A 21,849-nucleotide genomic window follows, 5' to 3' on the forward strand; every position below is an offset into this window, starting at 1 on the left:
CCTCGATGATCTGGCTCAGAGAGCTCACCCGGACCACCTGATGATCACAACCACATACGCTCCCTAGCCGCCGAACTCCTGCAGGCCCTTCAGCGCCTGGTCCAGGAGCGCCTGGCGGCCCTCCAGCTCGCGCTCCAGTCTGTCGGCCCTGGACGTGTTGCCCTGGGCGCGCGCCTGCTCGATCTGCATCCGCAGCTTGTCCACGGCGGCCTGAAGCTGGCCGGTCAGACCCTCGGCACGCGCGCGTGCCTCCGGGTTGGTCCGGCGCCACTCGGCCTCCTCGGCCTCCTGGATGGCCCGCTCGACCGTGTGCATCCGGCCCTCGACCTTCGGCCGGGCGTCCCTGGGCACATGGCCGATGGACTCCCAGCGTTCGTTGATCGAGCGGAACGCGGCGCGCGCGGACCTGAGATCCGTCACCGGCAGGAGCTTCTCGGCCTCCTCGGCCAGCTCCTCCTTCAGCTTCAGGTTCTCCGCCTGCTCGGCGTCGCGCTCCGCGAACACCGAACTGCGCGCGGCGAAGAAGACGTCCTGGGCGCCGCGGAAGCGGTTCCACAGGTCGTCCTCGTGCTCGCGCTGGGCGCGGCCCGCGGCCTTCCAGTCCGCCATCAGCTCGCGGTAGCGGGCGGCCGTCGGCCCCCACTCCGTCGATCCGGACAGCTCCTCGGCCTCGGCGACCAGCCGCTCCTTGGCGCGGCGGGCCTCCTCGCGCTGCGCGTCCAGCTGCGCGAAGTGCGCCTTGCGGCGCTTGGAGAACGCCGACCGGGCATGCGAGAAGCGGTGCCACAGCTCGTCGTCGGACTTGCGGTCCAGGCGCGGCAGCCCCTTCCAGGTGTCCACCAGCGCCCGCAGCCGCTCACCGGCCACCCGCCACTGGTCAGACCCGGCCAGCTCCTCGGCTTCGGCGACCAGCGCCTCCTTCGCCTTGCGTGCCTCGTCGGACTGCCGGGCCCGCTGTGCCCTGCGTTCCTCACGGCGCTTGTCGACGCTCTCGACGAGCTTGTCCAGCCGGGCCCGCAGCGCGGCCAGGTCACCGACCGCGTGATGGGCGTCCACCTGCTCGCGCAGGTGGTCGATGGCGGTCTGGGCGTCCTTCGCCGACAGGTCGGTGGTCTGCACGCGCTTTTCGAGGAGGCCGATCTCGACAACCAGGCCTTCGTACTTGCGCTCGAAGTAGGCCAGCGCCTCCTCGGGGGAGCCGGCCTGCCAGGAACCGACGACCTGCTCGCCGTCGGCCGTACGCACGTACACGGTCCCCGTCTCGTCGACGCGGCCCCACGGGTCGCTGCTCACAGCGCCTCCTCCACATGATGCCTGCGTGGGGCCTTTGCGCCCCCGGGCATCGTCCACAGTTTCGTCACCGCCAACATAGGCGACCGGCGGGTTGCCTGTCCGCATCCAGCGGCACCGAAATTTCGCCGCAGGTCACGGAGGTCTTCAGGATTTCGTGACCGTCGCCCTGTTGATCACCACGGTCGCGTTCGGCGCGGTGTTCATCGTGGTCGGGTCCGCAGGCTGGGCACCGGCCGCCGCGATCTTCTTCAGCACCGTCATCCCTTCCTTGGACACCGTACCGAAGGGGGTGTAGCTCGGCGGGAGCTGACTGTCCTCGTACACGAGGAAGAACTGGCTGCCGCCGGTGTGCGGCTGGCTCCGGTTGGCCATCGCGACCGTGCCCGCCGGGTACACGTTGTCCTTCAGGGAACTGTCCTTGAGGTTCTCGTCGGGGATCGTGTACCCCGGGCCGCCCGTGCCCGTGCCCGTCGGGTCGCCGCACTGGAGCACGTAGATGCCGGAGTCGGTGAGCCGGTGGCACTTCGTGTGGTCGAAGAAGCCCTTGCCCGCGAGGAAGCTGAACGAGTTCACGGTGTGTGGAGCGGCCGACGCCTTCAGCGCGATGTCGATGTCACCGCACGTCGTCTCCAGCTTCATGGTGTACTTGGCCGACTTGTCGATCGCCATCGCCGGTTCCGTCTTCCAGGTCTCCGACCTGGCCTTGCCGTCGGCCGGCTTCGCGCACGGGTCCTTCGGCTTCGCCGAGGCCGACGGCGTGACCTCGGCGCCGGCGTTGGCCTTGCCGTCGTCGCCCTTCAGCACGCCGGTCGTGTACAGCGCCAGGCTGCCCACCAGAACCACGCCGAACGCCGAACCGATCACGGAATTGCGGATCCGTGACTTGCGCCGTGCCTCGGTGCGCCGCTGCTGCTGCCGCAAGAACTTCTCCCGGGCGAGCTGACGCCGCCGCTGCTCCTGGCTGACCACCGGGTGTACTCCTCAATTGCGTCTCGTACGTCGACTGGGGCGCGTGCGTCAGTTGAGCCGATCGCCTGCGTGTGCCCCGTACCGTATATGGGTTCGCTGAGGAATCGGCAGCGCCGGTAGGCTCTGACAGCAGTTGCAGCCGACCAAAACCGCCCTGTACCGACACAACGAAGGACGATCGTGCTCATTGCCGGGTTCCCCGCCGGGGCTTGGGGGACGAACTGCTACCTCGTCGCCCCCGCCGCCGGTGAGGAGTGCGTGATCATCGACCCGGGCCACCAGGCGGCCCAGGGAGTCGAGGAGGCGCTGAGGAAGCATCGGCTCAAGCCCGTCGCCGTCGTCCTCACACACGGCCACATCGACCACGTCGCCTCGGTCGTCCCCGTCTGCGGCGCGCACGACGTACCGGCCTGGATCCACCCCGAGGACCGGTACATGATGAGCGACCCCGAGAAGGCACTCGGCCGCTCCATCGGGATGCCGTTGATGGGAGAGCTGACCGTGGGGGAGCCGGACGACGTCCGTGAGCTGACCGACGGCCGCGAACTGGAAATCGCCGGGCTGAGGTTCTCCGTGGCACACGCCCCGGGCCATACCAGGGGGTCGGTGACGTTCAGGATGCCCGAGACCGCGGAGATCCCGCCGGTCCTCTTCTCGGGTGACCTGCTGTTCGCCGGCTCCGTCGGACGCACCGACCTTCCGGGCGGCTCCATGGAGGACATGCTCGCGTCGCTGGCCCGCGTGTGCCTGCCGCTCGACGACTCCACCGTGGTGCTGTCCGGCCACGGCCCCCAGACGACCATCGGCCGGGAGCGCGCCACCAACCCGTATCTGCGGCAGGCGGGCGCCGGCCAGGGAGCGACCGAGACTCCCCGACGAGGAATGTGACGAGACCTTCCGTGAGCACCTTCAAGGCCCCCAGGGGCACGTACGACCTGATCCCGCCGGAATCCGCGAAGTACCTCGCCGTGCGCGAGGCGATCGCCGCCCCGCTGCGCAGCTCCGGCTACGGCTACATCGAGACACCCGGCTTCGAGAACGTCGAGCTGTTCGCGCGCGGTGTCGGCGAGTCCACCGACATCGTGACCAAGGAGATGTACACGCTGCGGACCAAGGGCGGGGACGAACTCGCCCTGCGCCCCGAGGGCACCGCCTCCGTGCTGCGTGCTGCCCTGGAGGCCAACCTGCACAAGGCCGGCAACCTCCCGGTCAAGCTCTGGTACTCCGGCTCGTACTACCGCTACGAGCGCCCCCAGAAGGGCCGCTACCGCCACTTCTCCCAGGTCGGCGCCGAGGCGATCGGCGCCGAGGACCCGGCCCTGGACGCCGAGCTGATCATCCTGGCCGACCAGGCGTACCGCTCACTAGGCCTGAGCGACTTCCGCATCCTGCTCAACAGTCTCGGCGACAAGGAGTGCCGCCCCGTCTACCGGGCCGCGCTGCAGGAGTTCCTGCGCGGCCTGGAGCTGGACGAGGACACCCGCCGCCGCATCGACATCAACCCGCTGCGGGTCCTGGACGACAAGCGCGAGTCCGTGCAGGAGCAGCTGACCGGGGCGCCCCTGCTGCGCGACTACCTGTGCGACGCCTGCAAGGCGTACCACGAGGAGGTCCGCGAGCTGATCGGGGCGGCCGGCGTCGCCTTCGAGGACGACGCGAAGCTGGTGCGCGGCCTGGACTACTACACCCGTACCACCTTCGAGTTCGTCCACGACGGTCTGGGCTCCCAGTCCGCGGTGGGCGGCGGCGGCCGGTACGACGGCCTGTCGGAGATGATCGGCGGGCCCGCGCTGCCGTCCGTCGGCTGGGCCCTCGGCGTCGACCGGACGGTGCTCGCGCTGGAGGCGGAAGGTGTCGAGCTCGCGATTCCGGACGCCACGTCCGTCTACGCCGTCCCGCTCGGCGAGGAGGCCCGCCGGCTGCTGTTCGCCAAGGTGACCGAGTTGCGCAAGGTCGGCGTCGCAGCCGACTTCGCTTACGGCGGCAGGGGTCTGAAGGCGGCGATGAAGGCCGCCAACCGCTCGGGCGCCCGCTACGCGCTGGTACTGGGGGAGCGCGACATCGCCGAGGGCGTGGTGCAGCTCAAGGACATGGAGTCCGGGGAGCAGACCGCGGTCGGCCTGAAGGAGATCGTGGCCGAACTGGAGGCGCGGCTCGGCTGACCCGCGCTCACGCAGGGCGCCGAAGACCTCATGAGGGGTCTCGGCGTCCTCGCCGTCCGCGGTCCCGAGCCGTTCCGGCCCTGGCCGGATCCGATCGGCGGGTCCCCTCCGCACGAACGTCCTTATGCGGAGCGAACGGTGCGCACGCGTACGCGTGCGGCACAATGGCCGGTGCCCGAAGAAGGTCCCTCCACCTACAGACGGAATCGGCGTGATGAGCAAGACGACAGTCAAGGACGTCTCCACCGAGCCCGAACCGCAGCCGGCCGAGGCCGCGGCCCCGAGGACGGCGGGCGGCAGCCGGGCCTTCGCGGTGCTGCTGCTGATCACGGGCGCCGCCGGGCTGCTCGCCGCGTGGGTCATCACCGTCGACAAGTTCAAGCTGATGGAGGCCAAGCTCGACGGCAGGACCTTCGTCCCCGGGTGCAGCATCAACCCGGTCGTCTCCTGCGGCAGCGTGATGGAGTCCGAGCAGGCGTCGGTCTTCGGCTTCCCCAACCCGATGCTCGGCCTCGTCGCCTACGGCATCGTCGTCTGCGTCGGCATGAGCCTGCTCACCCGGGCCCGCTTCCCGCGCTGGTACTGGCTCACCTTCAACGCCGGCACCCTCTTCGGTGTCTCCTTCTGCGCCTGGCTGATGTTCCAGTCGCTGTACCGGATCAACGCCCTGTGCCTGTGGTGCACGCTGGCCTGGGTCGCGACGATCATCATGTTCTGGTACGTGACCTCGTTCAACGTCCGCAACGGCTTCCTGCCCGCGCCGCGCTGGGTGAAGAGCTTCTTCGGCGAGTTCACCTGGGTACTGCCCGTGCTGCACATCGGCATCATCGGCATGCTGATCCTCACCCGCTGGTGGGACTTCTGGACCAGCTGACCGCCCCTGGGAGGATTGTCGGTGCGGTGTTCTAGGGTTTCAGCGTGGAGCCCGATCTGTTCACCGCCGCCGCCGAAGACCGCCGGGAGAAGGACCCCACGGCCAGCCCCCTGGCGGTCCGGATGCGTCCGCGCACCCTCGACGAGGTCGTCGGCCAGCAGCACCTGCTGAAGCCGGGCTCGCCCCTGCGCCGACTGGTCGGCGAGGGCGCCAAGGGCCCGGCCGGACCGTCCTCGGTGATCCTCTGGGGTCCCCCCGGCACCGGCAAGACGACCCTGGCGTACGTGGTGTCCAAGGCCACCAACAAGCGCTTCGTGGAGCTCTCGGCGATCACCGCCGGCGTCAAGGAGGTCCGTGCGGTCATCGACGGCGCCCGCCGCGCCAGCGGCGGCTACGGCCAGGAGACCGTCCTCTTCCTCGACGAGATCCACCGCTTCAGCAAGGCTCAGCAGGACTCCCTCCTCCCGGCGGTCGAGAACCGCTGGGTCACCCTGATCGCGGCGACCACGGAGAACCCGTACTTCTCGGTGATCTCCCCGCTGCTCTCCCGTTCCCTCCTGCTCACCCTCGAACCCCTCACCGACGACGACGTCCGCGGCCTGCTCGGACGGGCGCTGACCGACGAGCGCGGCCTGAAGGACGCCCTCACCCTTCCCGGGGACACCGAGGAGCACCTGCTGCGCATCGCCGGCGGCGACGCCCGCCGCGCGCTCACCGCGCTGGAGGCCGCCGCCGGAGCCGCCCTCGACAAGGGCGACAGCGAGATCGCGCTCGGCACGCTGGAAGAGACAGTCGACCGCGCGGCGGTGACGTACGACCGCGACGGCGACCAGCACTACGACGTCGCCAGCGCCCTGATCAAGTCCATCCGCGGCTCGGACGTCGACGCCGCGCTGCACTACCTGGCCCGCATGATCGAGGCCGGTGAGGACCCCCGCTTCATCGCCCGTCGGCTGATGATCTCAGCCAGCGAGGACATCGGCCTCGCCGACCCGGGCGCCCTGCCGATCGCCGTCGCCGCGGCGCAGGCCGTCGCCATGATCGGCTTCCCCGAGGCCGCCCTCACCCTCAGCCACGCCACGATCGCCCTCGCCCTCGCCCCCAAGTCCAACGCCGCCACCACCGCGATCGGCGCAGCCCTGGACGACGTACGGCAGGGCCTGGCCGGGCCGGTCCCGCCGCACCTGCGCGACGGGCACTACAAGGGCGCCGCCAAGCTCGGCCACGCCCAGGGATACGTGTACCCGCACGACCTGCCCGAGGGCATCGCCGCCCAGCAGTACGCCCCGGACGCCCTCAAGGACCGCACCTACTACACGCCCACCCGGCACGGCGCCGAGGCCCGGTACGCCGACGCCGTGGAGTGGACCCGGAAGCACCTCCGTCGCAGGCGGTCCTGACCGGCCTGTAGACTGGCCCGGAGCGCCGAGTCCCGTGCCGTCAGAGCGGGACATCCGGCCGGAGCCCCCAGTGGGTTCCAGGAGCGTCGCGCACCGTCGATCGGTGTCGCGGGCAGCCCACCACCACCCGGAGTTCCGGAGCGGTCGGTGGGCCACTCGCGTGCTGCACGTATGTGCCCAGACCAGGGGAGCGGCTGCCCGGCAGGTCCCACGTGGACCCGGCGGGATTCCCCGGCTGCGGAGGCGACCTCCCCCGACTCTGACAAGCCGGAACAAGGAAATGAGAGACAGTGGCGAACCAGTCCCGCCCCAAGGTCAAGAAGTCGCGTGCCCTCGGCATCGCGCTGACCCCGAAGGCCGTCAAGTACTTCGAGGCCCGTCCCTACCCGCCGGGTGAGCACGGCCGTGGCCGCAAGCAGAACTCGGACTACAAGGTCCGTCTGCTGGAGAAGCAGCGTCTGCGCGCGCAGTACGACATCTCCGAGCGCCAGCTGGTCCGCGCCTACGACCGCGCCTCCAAGGTGCAGGGCAAGACCGGTGAGGCCCTGATCGTGGAGCTGGAGAAGCGCCTCGACGCGCTGGTCCTGCGTTCGGGCATCGCCCGCACGATCTACCAGGCCCGCCAGATGGTCGTCCACGGCCACATCCAGGTGAACGGCAAGAAGGTCGACAAGCCGTCCTTCGTCGTCCGTCCCGACGATGTCGTCCAGGTCCGCGACCGCAGCAAGGACAAGACGCTCTTCCAGATCGCCCGTGAGGGTGGCTTCGCCCCCGACGGCGAGACCCCGCGCTACCTGCAGGTGAACCTCAAGGCCCTGGCGTTCCGCCTGGACCGCGAGCCGAACCGCAAGGAGATCCCGGTGATCTGCGACGAGCAGCTCGTCGTCGAGTACTACGCCCGCTGACCCCAGCAGGCGCCGGTACCACCTCAGCCCGCCGTCTCCCCGCCCTTCCGGGTACGGGAGGCGGTGGGTTCGCGCGTTCCGGCACCTGTGCGGCCGTGCGGCCCACGTGGTGCCGGAAGCCCGTCCAGGGAACGCTCCCGCCCCAGCGCGCGGGCGACGGCCGCCTCGTGTCCCAGCAGCCGGCCCCGCCCCACGCACTCCTCGTACCGTTCGTCGCCGAGCCGGCCCCGGGCCGCCTTCTCGCACAACTCGTGCGGGACGTTGAAGTGGGCCGAGCCGAACAGCGGCAGCCCCACCGAAGGCCACATGCGGCTCGCCGCGCCCTGCAGGACGGCGGCCTCCACCGGATCGCCCTCCGCGACCGTCACCAGGGCCAGCAGCTCCACGGCCAGCACCGAGCCCAGCAGATCGCGGAAACCGTGCGCGTCGGACAGGCACGCGCTGAGCAGGGTGCGGGCGCGCCCCAGCTCGCCCTCGGCCCACGCCGCGTACCCCAGCACGAACAGGGCGTACGCCCGAGCCCACCGCTCCCCGTGGTCGTCGCACGTACGGCGCACGCCCTCGCACAGTCGCACCGCCTCCGGCAGGTCCCCCAGGAACGCCCGCGCCATCGCCAGCTCGACCTGCCCCATGAGCACGTTGCTGTTCAGCTCGCCGATCTCCCGGTAGCGCTCCAGCGCCGAGCGCAGCAGCGTCTCCGCACGGCCCATGTCGTCGCGGACCAGCGCCAGGCAGCCGGAGCGGTGCTCGGCGTACGCGGCGGCGGTGGGGTTGGCGAAGTGCTCGGCCCCGTCCCGGCACGCGGTGAGCGCCGCCAGCGCGGGCACCGTGTCACCCTGCAGGATCGCCACGTAACCCAGCACCCACAGCGCTTTCAGCCGCGACTGTTCGTTGGCCGTCCGCTCCGCCTCCAGCCCGACGCTGCGCTCCAGCCAGTAGCGTCCCTCGGGCAGCCGGCCGCAGCCCACCCACACGAACCACAGCGAACCCGCCAGGTACTGGCCCAGATGTGCCTCGCCCGGGTCCGACAGGCAGTGCTCCAGTGCGCTCCGGAGGTTGGGCAGCTCCGTCTCGACGCGCGCGGCCACCTCCGCCTGCCGCGGCGAGAACCAGTCCAGCTCGCACCAGGTGGCCAGACCGACGTACCAGTCGCGGTGCCGGCTCCGCAGCCGCGCCGCGTCCCCGGTGGCCTCCAGCCAGTCGGCGCCGTACGCCCGGATCGTGTCCAGCATGCGGTAGCGCACGCCCGCCGGGGTGCCGACGCGGGTGACCACCGACTGGGCGATCAGCTCCGCCAGCACCTCCAGCACATCGTCGGCGTGGAGTCCGTGCCCACTGCACACGTACTCCACGGCCTCCAGGTCGAACTGCCCGGCGAACACCGACAGGCGGGCCCACAGCATCCGCTCCGCAGGGGTGCACAACTCGTGGCTCCAGCCGATCGCCGTGCGCAGCGCCCGATGGCGCGGCAGGGCGTCCCGCACCCCGCCCGCCAGCAGCCGGAACCGGTCGTCGACCCGCTCCAGCAGCTGCCGCGGCGACAGGGCCCGCAGCCGCCCCGCCGCCAGCTCGACCGACAGCGGGATCCCGTCCAGGCGCCGGCACAACTCGCGCACGTCGGCATCGTCGGCGACCGTCACCCCCTGTCCGCGGGCCCGTTCGGCGAAGAGTTCCACCGCCTCGTCCTCGGCGAGCGGCGCGAGCGGGAACAGCCGCTCGCCCGCCAGCCGCAGCGGGCACCGCCCCACGGCCAGCACCCTCAGCTCCGGCAGCCGGCCCAGCAGGTCCGCCACCAGCTCCGCGCACGCCTGTGCCAGGTGCTCGAACCCGTCGACGACCAGCAGCAGTTCGCGGCCGGCGAGATGCGCGCGCAGCGCCTCGCGGGGGTGCCGTGCGGTCTGGTCGGTCAGCCCCAGCGCCTCCACGACCGCGTGGTCGACGAACTCCGGGTCGCGCAGCGGCGCCAGCTCCACCCTCCTCCAGCCCCCGCTCGCCGCCCGTCCCGAGGAGTCCGCCCCGCGCGCCCGTGCCCCCCAGGCCGCGGCGGCGCGTGCCGCCAGGCGCGACTTGCCGATCCCGCCCGGGCCGGTGACGGTCACCAGCCGCGCCGCGTCCAGGGCACGGGCCAGTCCGCGCAGCTCGGTCGACCGCCCCACGAACGCGTCGGGTTCCAGAGGCAGGTCGCCGTCCGGGGCGGCACCGCGGCGCTGATGGTCTCGCATGGAACACGGAGCGTACTGAACCGTGTTCAGTCCGTACAATCGGCTCCGGTGCTCCCGCCCGCCCCGGCCTCAATCCGGTACGGAGCCGCCGCCTTGTCGCGATAGGCTCGGGCCACTGTTTTCGATGTTCAGGCACGTTTCAGGGAGCGGGTGCACACGGTGTCGGGTGGAGAGGTTGCCGGGATCCTGGTGGCCGTCTTCTGGGCGATCCTGGTCTCCTTCCTCGCGGTGGCGCTCGCGAGGCTGGCCCAGACGCTCAGGGCGACCACCAAGCTCGTGGCGGACGTGACCGATCAGGCCGTCCCCCTGCTCTCCGACGCCTCCTCGGCGGTGCGCTCCGCGCAGACCCAGATCGACCGGGTCGACGCGATCGCCTCGGACGTCCAGGAGGTCACCTCGAACGCCTCCGCGCTGTCCACGACCGTGGCCTCCACCTTCGGCGGCCCCCTGGTCAAGGTCGCGGCGTTCGGCTACGGCGTCCGCCGTGCTCTCGGTGGGCGCAAGGAGGACGTGCCCGCCAAGTCGCCCCGGCGTACCGTGATCGTGGGCCGCACCGTCCCGCCCTCCCGGCGGGGCAAGCGGAAGTGAGGACTGAGACCGAGCGATGTTCCGCCGTACGTTCTGGTTCAGCACGGGTGTCGCCGCCGGTGTGTGGGCCACCACCAAGGTCAACCGCAAGCTGAGGCAGCTCACGCCCGAGAGTCTGGCCGCCACCGCGGCCAACAAGGCGCTCGACGCCGGCCACCGGCTCAAGGACAAGGCGGTGGGCTTCGCCCTCGACGTCCGCGACAACATGGCCCAGCGGGAGTCCGAGCTCCAGGAGGCGCTCGGCATCGAAGGGAGCCCCCTGCCCGCACCCCGGCGGCACGCCGCCATCGAGAACCACGACACGCAGCAGACCTACGTCGTCGAGACCACGACGGCGTACGACCGGAATGAGGACCACTGATGGAGTCGGCTGAGATCCGCCGCCGCTGGCTGAGCTTCTTCGAGGAGCGCGGGCACACCGTCGTCCCTTCGGCGTCGCTCATCGCGGACGACCCGACTCTGCTTCTCGTCCCTGCCGGCATGGTGCCCTTCAAGCCCTACTTCCTGGGCGAGGTCAAGCCGCCGTTCCCGCGCGCCACCAGCGTGCAGAAGTGCGTGCGCACGCCCGACATCGAAGAGGTCGGCAAGACCACGCGGCACGGCACGTTCTTCCAGATGTGCGGCAACTTCTCCTTCGGCGACTACTTCAAGGAAGGCGCCATCGAGCTCGCCTGGGAGCTGCTCACCGGTCCCCAGGACAAGGGCGGTTACGGCCTCGACCCCGAGCGCCTGTGGATCACCGTCTACCAGGACGACGACGAGGCCGAGCGGATCTGGCACGAGGTCGTCGGCGTTCCCAAGGAGCGCATCCAGCGCCTGGGCATGAAGGACAACTACTGGTCCATGGGCGTTCCCGGCCCGTGCGGTCCCTGCTCCGAGATCAACTACGACCGCGGCCCCGAGTTCGGCGCCGAGGGCGGTCCCGCCGTCAACGACGAGCGGTACGTGGAGATCTGGAACCTCGTCTTCATGCAGTTCGAGCGAGGCGAGGGCATCGGCAAGGACAACTTCGAGATCCTCGGGGACCTGCCGAGCAAGAACATCGACACGGGCCTCGGCCTGGAGCGCCTCGCCATGATTCTGCAGGGCGTGCAGAACATGTACGAGATCGACACCTCCATGGCCGTCATCGACAGGGCCACCGAGCTGACCGGGGTCCGCTACGGAGACGCCCACGGCTCGGACGTCTCCCTGCGCGTGGTCACCGACCACATGCGCACCGCCACCATGCTCATCGGCGACGGCGTGACGCCGGGCAACGAGGGCCGCGGCTACGTGCTGCGCCGCATCATGCGCCGCGCCATCCGCAACATGCGCCTGCTGGGCGCGACCGGCCCGGTGGTCAAGGACCTCATCGACGTCGTCATCGCCATGATGGGCCAGCAGTACCCCGAACTCATCACCGACCGCGAGCGCATCGAGAAGGTCGCCCTCGCCGAGGAAGCCGCCTTCCTCAAGACGCTGAAGGCCGGCACCAACATCCTCGACACCGCCGTCACCGAGACCAGGGCCTCCGGCGGCACCGTGCTGCCCGGCGACAAGGCCTTCCTGCTCCACGACACCTGGGGCTTCCCGATCGACCTCACCCTGGAGATGGCCGCCGAGCAGGGCCTGTCCGTGGACGAGGACGGTTTCCGCCGCCTGATGAAGGAGCAGCGGGAGCGCGCCAAGGCCGACGCCCAGGCCAAGAAGACCGGCCACGCCGACCTCGGCGCCTACCGCGAGATCGCGGACGCCGCCGGCGAGACCGACTTCATCGGGTACGGCGACACCGAGGGCGAGTCCACGGTCGTCGGCATCCTGGTCGACGGCGTGTCCTCGCCGGCCGCCACCGAGGGCGACGAGGTCGAGATCGTTCTCGACCGCACCCCGTTCTACGCCGAGGGCGGCGGCCAGATCGGCGACACCGGGAAGATCAAGGCCGACTCCGGTGCCGTCATCGAGATCCGCGACTGCCAGAAGCCGGTGCCGGGCGTCTACGTCCACAAGGGCGTCGTCCAGGTCGGCGAGGTCACCGTCGGTGCCAAGGCCCACGCCTCGATCGACTCCCGCCGCCGCAAGGCCATCGCCCGCGCCCACTCGGCCACCCATCTCACCCACCAGGCCCTGCGTGACGCCCTGGGCCCGACGGCCGCGCAGGCGGGTTCCGAGAACCAGCCGGGCCGCTTCCGCTTCGACTTCGGTTCGCCGTCCGCCGTGCCGACGGCCGTGATGACCGACGTCGAGCAGAAGATCAACGAGGTGCTCGCCCGCGACCTCGACGTGACCGCCGAGGTCATGGGCATCGACGACGCCCGCAAGCAGGGCGCCATCGCCGAGTTCGGCGAGAAGTACGGCGAGCGCGTCCGCGTCGTGACCATCGGCGACTTCTCCAAGGAGCTGTGCGGCGGCACCCATGTGCACAACACCGCCCAGCTGGGTCTGGTGAAGCTGCTGGGCGAGTCCTCCATCGGCTCGGGCGTCCGCCGTATCGAGGCCCTGGTCGGTGTGGACGCCTACACCTTCCTCGCGCGTGAGCACACGGTCGTCAACCAGCTGACCGAGCTGATCAAGGGCCGCCCGGAGGAACTGCCCGAGAAGATCTCCGGCATGCTCGCCAAGCTGAAGGACGCCGAGAAGGAGATCGAGCGGTTCCGCGCCGAGAAGGTGCTCCAGGCTGCCGCCGGTCTTGCGGAGTCCGCCCAGGACGTGCAGGGCGTCGCCCTGGTCGCCGGCCGGGTCCCGGACGGCACCACCCCGGACGACCTGCGCAAGCTGGTCCTCGACGTGCGCGGCCGCATCCAGGGCGGACGCGCCGCCGTGGTGGCCCTGTTCACGGTGAACAACGGCAAGCCCCTGACGGTCGTCGCCACCAACGAGGCCGCCCGCGAGCGCGGCCTGAAGGCCGGCGACCTGGTCCGTACGGCCGCCAAGACCCTCGGCGGCGGCGGTGGCGGCAAGCCGGACGTCGCCCAGGGCGGTGGCCAGAACCCGGCCGCCGTGGGTGACGCCGTCGACGCCGTCGAGCGGCTCGTGGCGGAAACGGCGAAGTGATGCGCCGAGGCCGCCGACTCGCGATCGACGTCGGGGACGCCCGCATCGGGGTCGCCTCGTGCGACCCCGACGGGATCCTCGCCACCCCCGTGGAGACGGTGCCCGGCCGGGACGTCCCGGCCGCCCACCGCCGGCTGCGGCAACTGGTGGAGGAGTACGAGCCGATCGAGGTCGTCGTCGGGCTCCCCCGCTCCCTCAAGGGGGGCGAGGGCCCGGCCGCCGTCAAGGTCCGGGGCTTCGCCCAGGAGCTCGCCCGCACGGTCGCGCCCGTTCCGGTGCGGCTCGTCGACGAGCGCATGACGACCGTCACGGCCGGTCAGGGGCTGCGTGCCTCCGGTGTGAAGGCCAAGAAGGGCCGGTCGGTGATCGACCAGGCGGCGGCCGTGATCATCCTCCAGCAGGCGCTCGAATCCGAACGGGTGTCAGGCACAGCGCCGGGCGAGGGCGTCGAAGTGGTCATCTGATCGCGATACGGTAACGTTCCGCGCGATGCGGCGGTGTTCGAACAGCCGCCGCACAGAGAGAGGCGGAGCCGGAGCCGGCCCTGGAGCCGCGTGACCGCCGCCTCGCGGCTCTAGGGGATCGATGACTGAGTATGGCCGGGGCCCGGGCTCCGAACCGTGGCATCCCGAGGACCCGGCGTACGGGGACGGTGGATGGGAAGGGCAGCAGGCCCACACGGGCCACCAGCCTGCCTACGGCGGCCAGCCGCAGTACTACCCGCAGCAGCCGCAGCAGGGGCAGCAGACCGGTTGGGACCAGCAGGGACAGCAGACGGGCTGGGATCAGCAGGGGCAGCAGACCGCTTGGGACCAGCACGCACAGCAGACCGGCTGGGATCAGCAGGGGCAGCAGACCGGCTGGGACCAGCACGCCCAGCAGACCGGTTGGGACCAGCGCTACCACGGCGGGCATGACCAGCAGCCCCACCACCAGGGCGGCTGGGACGGCACCGGCACGCACGCGCAGATGCCCTACCCGCCCGGTCCCGGCGATCCCTACGGGCAGGAGACCGCCTACGGCGGCGGGCAGCCCGACTTCTACCAGACCCCCGACGCCTACCCCCCGCCCCAGCCGCCCACCCGCAGGCGCCCGGAGCCCGAGGCCCGGCCGGACTGGGACCCGGACCCGGAGCCGGACGAGCACGCCCTCTTCACGGACGGTGACGACGAGGACGACGGCCGCCCCGACAGCGAGCCGGAGGACCGGCGCGGACGCGCGGAGCGGCGGGGCAGGAGCGGGGGCAAGGGCAGGAAGCGCCGGAACGGCTTGGCCTGCCTGGTCGTGCTGCTGGTCTTCGGCGGTGGCCTCGGCGGCGTCAGCTACTTCGGCTACCAGTACTACAAGGAACGTTTCGGCGACGCGCCGGACTACGCGGGCGACGGCATCAGTGACACGGTGACGGTCGAGATCCCCAAGGGCGCGGGCGGCTACGACATCGGCCGCCGGCTGAAGGCGGCGGGCGTCGTCAAGAGCGTCGACGCCTTCGTCTCCGCGCAACAGCACAACCCCAAGGGCAACACCATCCAGGCCGGCGCCTACATCCTGCGCAAGCAGATGTCCGCGGCGAGCGCCGTCGCGATGATGCTCGACCCCAAGAGCCAGAACAACGTGCTGGTCACCCCGGGCGAGCGCAACGCCCACGTCTACACCGCCATCGACGACAAGCTCGGGCTCGCATCCGGCACGACCAAGAACGTCGCCCTGAAGCAGTACAAGAGTCTCGGACTGCCCGGCTGGGCCAACAACCACGAGGACATCAAGGACCCGCTGGAGGGCTTCCTCTACCCGGGCACCTATCCCGCGGCCAAGGGCATGAAGCCGGAGGCGATCCTGAAGTCCATGGTCTCCCGCGCCGACGAGGCCTACGGCAGGTACGACCTCGTGGCCAAGGCCAAGGAACTGAAACTGGACGACCCCCTCCAGGTCGTCACCGTCGCCAGCCTCGTCCAGGCCGAGGGCAAGACACACGACGACTACCGCAAGATGGCCGAGGTCGTCTACAACCGCCTCAAGCCGACGAACACCGAGACCAACCAGAAGCTCCAGTTCGACTCGACCTACAACTACCTCAAGGGCGAGAGCAACATCCACATCTCCGAGAAGGAGATCAACAGCAACAAGGACCCGTACAACACGTACACCAGCAGGGGCCTGCCGCCCGGGCCCATCGGCAACCCGGGGGAGGACGCCATGAAGGCGACGCTGAACCCGACGCACGACGGCTGGCTCTACTTCGTGGCGACCGACGGCGAGCGCAACACCGAGTTCGCCAAGACCTACGCCGAGGCCCAGCGACTCAAGGACAAGTTCAATGACAGCACGGGCAACTGACGCCCGCCGGGCCGCGGTCCTCGGCTCGCCGATCGCCCATTCCCTCTCGCCGGTCCTGCACCGCGCGGCCTACGCGGAGCTGGGCCTCGAAGGCTGGACGTACGACCGCTTCGAGGTCGACGAGGCAGGACTGCCCGGCTTCGTGGACCGGCTCGGAGCCGAGTGGGCGGGGCTGTCGCTCACCATGCCGCTGAAGCGGGCAATCATCCCTCTGCTCGACGAGATCAGCGGCACCGCCGCCTCCGTGGAGGCCGTCAACACGCTCGTCCTGACCGAGGACGGCCGCCGTGTCGGCGACAACACCGACATCCCCGGCATGGTGGCGGCGCTGCGCGAGCACGGCATCGACCAGGTCGACACGGCCGCCGTCCTCGGTGCCGGCGCCACCGCCTCCTCCGCGCTGGCCGCGCTGTCCCGCGTCTGCTCCGGCGAGGTCACGGTCTACGTCCGCAGCGGGGCCCGGGCCGCCGAGATGCGGCAGTGGGGCGAGCGGCTGGACGTCGAGGTCCGCACCGCCGACTGGGCGGACGCGGCCGAGGCGCTGCGGGCGCCGCTGGTGATCGCCACGACCCCCGCCGGTACGACCGACGCCCTCGCCGCCGCCGTACCGGAACGCCCCGCGGCCCTCTTCGACGTGCTCTACGATCCCTGGCCCACCGGCCTCGCGGCCCGCTGGTCCATGTCCGGCGGGGCCGTCGTCGGCGGCCTGGACCTCCTGGTCCACCAGGCGGTCCTCCAGGTAGAGCAGATGACCGGGCGCTCACCGGCGCCGCTGGAGGCCATGCGCCGGGCCGGGGAGAAGGCGCTCGCCGACCGCTGAGGCCGGTCTCCCGCGTCCGCCTGCTGGACCGGCGGCCTGCGCCGGGTCCCGGACGTGGGAGGATCGGAGGTGGCGGGCCAGGGCCGCGCACCCGGCCACGCCGTCGTCGTACGCGAGGACGCGCCTACGACGGGCAGTGACCAGGGCGCGAGCACTGAGGAGCATCGTTGAGCAGGCTGCGTTGGCTGACCGCGGGGGAGTCCCACGGTCCCGCACTTGTCGCGACGCTGGAGGGCCTTCCCGCCGGCGTGCCGATCACCACGGAGATGGTGGCCGACCATCTCGCGCGGCGGCGGCTCGGCTATGGCCGTGGTGCGCGGATGAAGTTCGAGCGGGACGAGGTCACGTTCCTGGGCGGGGTGCGGCACGGCCTCACCCTGGGCTCCCCGGTGGCGGTCATGGTGGGTAACACCGAGTGGCCGAAGTGGGAGCAGGTCATGGCGGCCGACCCGGTGGATCCGGCGGAGCTGGCCGAGCTGGCGCGCAACGCGCCGCTGACCCGTCCGCGGCCGGGCCACGCCGATCTGGCCGGGATGCAGAAGTACGGCTTCCACGAGGCCCGCCCGATCCTGGAACGGGCCTCGGCCCGTGAGACGGCGGCCCGGGTGGCGCTGGGCGCGGTGGCCCGGTCGTACCTGAAGGAGACGGCCGGGATCGAGATCGTCAGCCATGTGGTGGAGCTGGCCTCCGCCCGGGCCCCCTACGGGGTGTACCCGACACCGGCGGATGTGGAGCGGCTGGACGCGGACCCGGTGCGCTGTCTGGACCAGGACGCCTCGAAGGCGATGGTCGCGGAGATCGATCAGGCGCACAGGGACGGCGACACGCTCGGTGGTGTGGTGGAGGTCCTGGCCTACGGTGTGCCGGTGGGCCTGGGGTCGCACGTGCACTGGGACCGGCGGCTGGACGCCCGGCTGGCGGCGGCGCTGATGGGGATCCAGGCGATCAAGGGTGTGGAGGTCGGAGACGGCTTCGAGCTGGCGCGGGTGCCGGGTTCGCAGGCGCACGACGAGATCGTCACCACGCCGGAGGGCATCCGGCGGGCCTCGGGCCGTTCCGGTGGGACCGAGGGGGGCCTGTCGACGGGTGAGGTGCTGCGGGTGCGGGCGGCGATGAAGCCGATCGCGACCGTGCCGCGGGCGCTCAGGACGGTCGACGTGAGCACCGGCGAGGTGACGCAGGCCCATCACCAGCGGTCCGACGTGTGTGCGGTGCCGGCCGCGGGCATCGTCGCGGAGGCGATGGTGGCACTGGTGGTGGCCGACGCGGTGGCGGAGAAGTTCGGCGGCGACAGCGTCCCCGAGACCCGCCGCAACGTGCGGTCGTACCTCGACCACCTGCACATCCGATGAGCGGGCCGCTTCTGGTCCTGGTCGGCCCGATGGGCGTGGGCAAGTCCACCGTGGGTCGGCTGCTGGCCGAGCGGCTGGGCGTCGGCTACCGCGACACGGACGACGACATCGTCGCCGCCCAGGGCCGCGAGATCTCCGACATCTTCGTGGCGGACGGCGAGCCGGCCTTCCGCGCGATGGAGAAGCAGGCGGTGGACACCGCACTGGCCGAGCACCAGGGTGTTCTCGCCCTCGGCGGCGGCGCGGTCCTCGACGCGGACACGCGCGCGCTGCTGGCCGGCCACCGCGTCGTGTACCTGTCGATGGACGTCGAGGAGGCCGTCCGGCGCACCGGCCTGAACGTGGCCCGGCCGCTGCTCGCGGTCAATCCGCGCAAGCAGTGGCGCGAACTCATGGAGGCCCGCCGTCCTCTCTACGAGGAGGTCGCCACCGCGGTGGTGCCGACCGACGGGCGGACCCCCGAAGAGGTGTCCCGAGCAGCCCTGGACGCAGTGGAGTTGAAGGAAGCATGAGCGAGTCGGTGACACGGATCCAGGTGGGCGGCACGGCGGGTACCGAGCCCTACGACGTTCTGGTGGGCCGGCAACTGCTCGGCGAACTCGCCGGCCTGATCGGCGACCGGGCCAAGCGGGTCGCGGTCGTCCACCCCGAGGCGCTCGCCGAGACCGGCGACGCACTCCGCGCCGACCTGGCCGGGCAGGGCTACGAGGCCGTCGCCATCCAGGTGCCCAATGCGGAGGAGGCCAAGACCTACGAGGTCGCCGCCTACTGCTGGAAGGCGCTGGGCCAGTCCGGTTTCACCCGCACCGACGTCATCGTCGGCGTGGGCGGCGGCGCGACCACCGACCTGGCCGGGTTCGTGGCGGCGACCTGGCTGCGCGGGGTGCGCTGGATCGCCGTCCCGACCACGGTCCTGGCCATGGTGGACGCCGCGGTCGGCGGCAAGACCGGCATCAACACCGCCGAGGGCAAGAACCTGGTCGGGGCCTTCCACCCGCCGGCCGGTGTGCTGTGCGACCTGGCGGCACTGGACTCCCTCCCGGCGCACGACTACGTCTCCGGTCTCGCGGAGGTCATCAAGGCCGGCTTCATCGCCGACCCGGCCATCCTGGACCTCATCGAGTCCGACCCGGAGGCGGCCCGCACACCGGCCGGTCCGCACACCGCGGAACTCGTCGAGCGGTCGATCCGGGTCAAGGCGGAGGTGGTCTCCTCGGACCTGAAGGAGTCCGGGCTGCGGGAGATCCTCAACTACGGCCACACGCTCGGCCACGCCATCGAGAGGAACGAGCGCTACAACTGGCGGCACGGCGCGGCGGTCGCCGTCGGCATGCACTTCGCGGCGGAACTCGGCCGTCTGGCAGGCCGGTTGGACGACGCCACCGCCGACCGCCACCGCACCGTCCTGGAGGCGGTCGGGCTTCCGCTGCACTACCGCTACGACCAGTGGCCCAAGCTGCTGGAGGCCATGAAGGTCGACAAGAAGTCCCGCGGAGACCTGCTGCGCTTCGTCGTCCTCGACGGGCTGGCCAAGCCGACCGTGCTGGAGGGCCCCGACCCGGCCGTTCTCCTCGCCGCCTACGGCGAAGTGGGCCAGTAGGTACCGGCAACGCCGTTTCCGCCCGATTCCCTCTCCGGACAGGGCACTTCACACCGCCCCCGGCCGTTCACCAAACGACGGCCGGGGGCGGTACGGTTCGGTAGCGAGAGCGGGTTCGCCCCCGCTGCCAGCAACGACCGCCTGTACGAGACGGAGTGGCACCGGATGCAGCACGCAGTGGGTTCTCCGCTGCCGCCGCCCCACCAGCCGGGGCAGGGACCGGCCGCCGGCTGGTCGCCGGCCGCACATCTCCCGGGTGCCCGGCACCCGGGCACCCAGCAGGGCCCGGCGCCGGTGCCCCCGGCCCCGGGCTACCCGGGCCCGCCCCCTGCGACCCCGGTGCCGCCGGCCCCGCCGCAGCAGGTGCCGCCGTCGCCGGACACCACCGGCCATGTGCCGCTGCCTCCTGCGGAGCCCGTGGGTGCCCCCGACCCCTCCGCCACCACGCTCGCCGTGCTGCTGATCGGACCAGCGGGGGCCGGCAAGACGAGCGTCGCCAAGTTCTGGGCGGATCACCGCCGGGTTCCCACCGCTCACATCAGCCTCGACGACGTGCGCGAATGGGTCCGCTCTGGCTTCGCCGACCCGCAGTCCGGCTGGAACGACCACTCCGAGGCCCAGTACCGCCTCGCCCGCCGCACCTGCGGTTTCGCCGCGCGGAACTTCCTCGCCAACGGCATCTCCTGCATCCTCGACGACGCCGTCTTCCCCGACCGCCCGGTCGTGGGTCTCGGCGGCTGGAAGCGGCACGTGGGCCCCGGCCTGCTCCCGGTCGTGCTGCTCCCCGGTCTCGACGTCGTGCTGGAGCGCAACGCCGAGCGCTCCGGCAACCGGCGCCTGACCGACGAGGAGGTCGCCCGCATCCACGGCCGCATGGCCGGCTGGTACGGCTCCGGCCTGCCGATCGTCGACAACTCCCAGCTCGACGTCCCGCAGACGGCCCAGGTCCTGGACGACGTGCTGGCCCGGTCCCTGGCCAGTCCGCCGAACTGGTGACCAGGCGGTCCGGTGACCACGGGGGAGAGGTGCCGTCGGTCGGGCGGGCCGCCGGACGCCACGTCCTCACCCGGCGGGCGGGTCCGGCGGGCGCCGTAGCCCGAACGGCACTCTCCCAACCGGCACAAAACGCCCGTCGCTCCTACGCTCGTCTCATGTCCGAGGTGTACGCCGCTCGCCGAACCCGCCTCCGCGAACGCTGCCAAGCCGGCGGCAGCGCCTCCGCGCTGGTCTCCCGTCCCGCCAACGTGCGGTACCTCGCGGGTGCCGCCCCGCACGGTGCCGTGCTGCTGCTGGGCCGCCATGAGGACGTCCTCGTCTGTGCGGGACCGCCGGACGACCGGGCGGATCCCACCGGCCTGCCGGACCAGGAGCTTCGCCTGCACGCGCTGCCCGGTCCCGGCGGCGACCCCGCCGTCGCCGCGGCCGGTCTCGCCCAGGCGCAGGGCGTCGACTCACTCGCCCTGGAGGAGCACCACGTCACGGTCGCCCGGCACCGTGCGGTCCGTTCCGTCGCGCCCCGCGTGCGTCTGGCCGACCTCGGCGGTGCCGTCGAACAGCTGCGGATCGTCAAGGACGAGGAAGAGATCTCCTTCCTCCGCATCGGGGCGGAGATCGCCGACCAGGCCCTCGGGGAGCTGCTGGAGTCCATTCTCGTCGGCCGTACCGAGCGCCACCTCGCCCTGGAGCTGGAGCGCCGGCTGGTCGACCACGGCGCCGACGGGCCCGCCTTCCCCACCTCGGTGGGCACCGGCCCGAACGCCGGCCGCCGGGGCCACCGTCCCACCGACCGCCGCGTGGAGGAGGGCGACTTCCTCTCCGTCTGTCTGGGCGCCAACTACCGCGGCTACCGCTGCGAGATCGGCCGTACGTTCGTGATCGGCACCGCGCCGGCGGACTGGCAGGTCGAGTTGTACGACCTCGTCTTCGCCGCTCAGCGTGCCGGACGCGAGTCCCTGGTCCCGGGCGCCGCCTACCGCGACGTGGACCGGGCCGCTCGCCAGGTGCTGGGCTCCGCGGGGTACGCGCAGGGGCTCCTGCCCCTCACCGGGCACGGGGTCGGACTCGAAATCGACGAGGACCCTCAGTTGACCCCCGCCGCCATGGGTAAACTGGACGCTTGCGTGCCGGTCACCGTCGAACCGGGGGTCCACCTCCCGGGACGGGGCGGCGTCCGGATCGATGACACGCTCGTCGTGCGCCCCGAGGCGGACGGCGGACCCGAGCTACTCACCATCACGACCAAGGAGCTGCTCGCGCTCTAGCCCTGAGCTGTGCGCCTGCCCCGTGGTCGTCCACGT

At 71.5% G+C, this 21,849-nt stretch carries 19 protein-coding genes; 16 read left to right on the top strand and 3 right to left on the bottom strand.

What is annotated here, in order from left to right:
• Positions 1-63: 63 nt before the first annotated feature.
• Together I3F54_RS16100 and I3F54_RS16105 are read right to left on the bottom strand one after the other, a co-directional pair.
• Positions 64-1,293 (bottom strand): DUF349 domain-containing protein, encoded by a 1,230-nt coding sequence (locus I3F54_RS16100; protein WP_240119471.1) that lies wholly within the window; start codon positions 1,291-1,293, stop codon positions 64-66.
• 144 nt (positions 1,294-1,437) lie between these two features.
• Positions 1,438-2,262, bottom strand: a complete 825-nt coding sequence (locus I3F54_RS16105) for a peptidylprolyl isomerase (RefSeq protein ID WP_240119472.1) — start codon at positions 2,260-2,262, stop codon at positions 1,438-1,440.
• Between the two features lie 180 nt (positions 2,263-2,442).
• Between I3F54_RS16105 and I3F54_RS16110 the strand changes: the two genes are divergently transcribed.
• The 5 genes from I3F54_RS16110 (at position 2,443) to rpsD (ending at position 7,603) form a co-directional block, all read left to right on the top strand.
• A complete protein-coding gene (locus I3F54_RS16110; protein ID WP_240119473.1) occupies positions 2,443-3,150 on the top strand; it encodes an MBL fold metallo-hydrolase in 708 nt (235 codons plus the stop codon).
• An 11-nt stretch (positions 3,151-3,161) separates the two neighbouring features.
• On the top strand, positions 3,162-4,424 hold the full coding sequence (gene hisS, locus I3F54_RS16115; RefSeq protein WP_240119474.1) for a histidine--tRNA ligase: 1,263 nt from the start codon (positions 3,162-3,164) through the stop codon (positions 4,422-4,424).
• A 214-nt stretch (positions 4,425-4,638) separates the two neighbouring features.
• Positions 4,639-5,298: a vitamin K epoxide reductase family protein gene (locus tag I3F54_RS16120; protein ID WP_240119475.1), complete on the top strand. Its 660-nt coding sequence runs from the start codon at positions 4,639-4,641 to the stop codon at positions 5,296-5,298.
• 44 nt (positions 5,299-5,342) lie between these two features.
• Positions 5,343-6,698, top strand: a complete 1,356-nt coding sequence (locus tag I3F54_RS16125; RefSeq protein WP_240119476.1) for a replication-associated recombination protein A — start codon at positions 5,343-5,345, stop codon at positions 6,696-6,698.
• A 290-nt stretch (positions 6,699-6,988) separates the two neighbouring features.
• A complete protein-coding gene (gene rpsD / locus I3F54_RS16130) occupies positions 6,989-7,603 on the top strand; it encodes a 30S ribosomal protein S4 (protein WP_205383745.1) in 615 nt (204 codons plus the stop codon).
• A gap of 23 nt (positions 7,604-7,626) precedes the next feature.
• On the opposite strand, the gene I3F54_RS16135 is transcribed toward rpsD, so the two are convergent.
• Positions 7,627-9,825 (bottom strand): AAA family ATPase, encoded by a 2,199-nt coding sequence (locus I3F54_RS16135; RefSeq protein WP_240119477.1) that lies wholly within the window; start codon positions 9,823-9,825, stop codon positions 7,627-7,629.
• 150 nt (positions 9,826-9,975) lie between these two features.
• On the opposite strand from I3F54_RS16135, the gene I3F54_RS16140 reads away from it, so the two are divergent.
• From I3F54_RS16140 to I3F54_RS16190, 11 genes are all read left to right on the top strand, one after another.
• The gene (locus I3F54_RS16140) at positions 9,976-10,413 is read left to right on the top strand and encodes a DUF948 domain-containing protein (protein WP_240119478.1); all 438 of its coding nucleotides are present in this window, start codon (positions 9,976-9,978) and stop codon (positions 10,411-10,413) included.
• 16 nt (positions 10,414-10,429) lie between these two features.
• Complete coding sequence (locus I3F54_RS16145) at positions 10,430-10,774, top strand: hypothetical protein (protein WP_240119479.1); 345 nt, start codon at positions 10,430-10,432, stop codon at positions 10,772-10,774.
• Positions 10,774-13,446, top strand: coding sequence for an alanine--tRNA ligase (alaS, locus tag I3F54_RS16150; protein WP_240119480.1), 2,673 nt, complete (start codon positions 10,774-10,776; stop codon positions 13,444-13,446). Before I3F54_RS16145 ends, alaS begins: the two co-directional genes overlap by 1 nt.
• Positions 13,446-13,910, top strand: coding sequence for a Holliday junction resolvase RuvX (ruvX, locus tag I3F54_RS16155; RefSeq protein ID WP_240119481.1), 465 nt, complete (start codon positions 13,446-13,448; stop codon positions 13,908-13,910). Before alaS ends, ruvX begins: the two co-directional genes overlap by 1 nt.
• 121 nt (positions 13,911-14,031) lie before the next feature.
• A complete protein-coding gene (mltG, locus tag I3F54_RS16160) occupies positions 14,032-15,780 on the top strand; it encodes an endolytic transglycosylase MltG (RefSeq protein ID WP_240119482.1) in 1,749 nt (582 codons plus the stop codon).
• On the top strand, positions 15,761-16,600 hold the full coding sequence (locus I3F54_RS16165; RefSeq protein WP_240119483.1) for a shikimate dehydrogenase: 840 nt from the start codon (positions 15,761-15,763) through the stop codon (positions 16,598-16,600). Before mltG ends, I3F54_RS16165 begins: the two co-directional genes overlap by 20 nt.
• 167 nt (positions 16,601-16,767) lie before the next feature.
• On the top strand, positions 16,768-17,952 hold the full coding sequence (gene aroC / locus I3F54_RS16170; RefSeq protein ID WP_240119484.1) for a chorismate synthase: 1,185 nt from the start codon (positions 16,768-16,770) through the stop codon (positions 17,950-17,952).
• Positions 17,949-18,464 (top strand): shikimate kinase, encoded by a 516-nt coding sequence (locus tag I3F54_RS16175; protein WP_240119485.1) that lies wholly within the window; start codon positions 17,949-17,951, stop codon positions 18,462-18,464. The genes aroC and I3F54_RS16175 overlap by 4 nt, the downstream gene beginning before the upstream one ends.
• A complete protein-coding gene (gene aroB, locus I3F54_RS16180; RefSeq protein ID WP_240119486.1) occupies positions 18,461-19,552 on the top strand; it encodes a 3-dehydroquinate synthase in 1,092 nt (363 codons plus the stop codon). Before I3F54_RS16175 ends, aroB begins: the two co-directional genes overlap by 4 nt.
• Positions 19,553-19,717: 165 nt before the next feature.
• On the top strand, positions 19,718-20,548 hold the full coding sequence (locus I3F54_RS16185) for a Pro-rich N-terminal domain-containing protein (protein ID WP_240119487.1): 831 nt from the start codon (positions 19,718-19,720) through the stop codon (positions 20,546-20,548).
• A 155-nt stretch (positions 20,549-20,703) separates the two neighbouring features.
• A complete protein-coding gene (locus I3F54_RS16190; protein WP_240119488.1) occupies positions 20,704-21,813 on the top strand; it encodes an aminopeptidase P family protein in 1,110 nt (369 codons plus the stop codon).
• Positions 21,814-21,849 lie beyond the last annotated feature (36 nt).

The organism is Streptomyces sp. MUM 2J (assembly GCF_022414535.1).
In the GTDB taxonomy this organism is placed as follows: Bacteria; Actinomycetota; Actinomycetes; order Streptomycetales; family Streptomycetaceae; genus Streptomyces.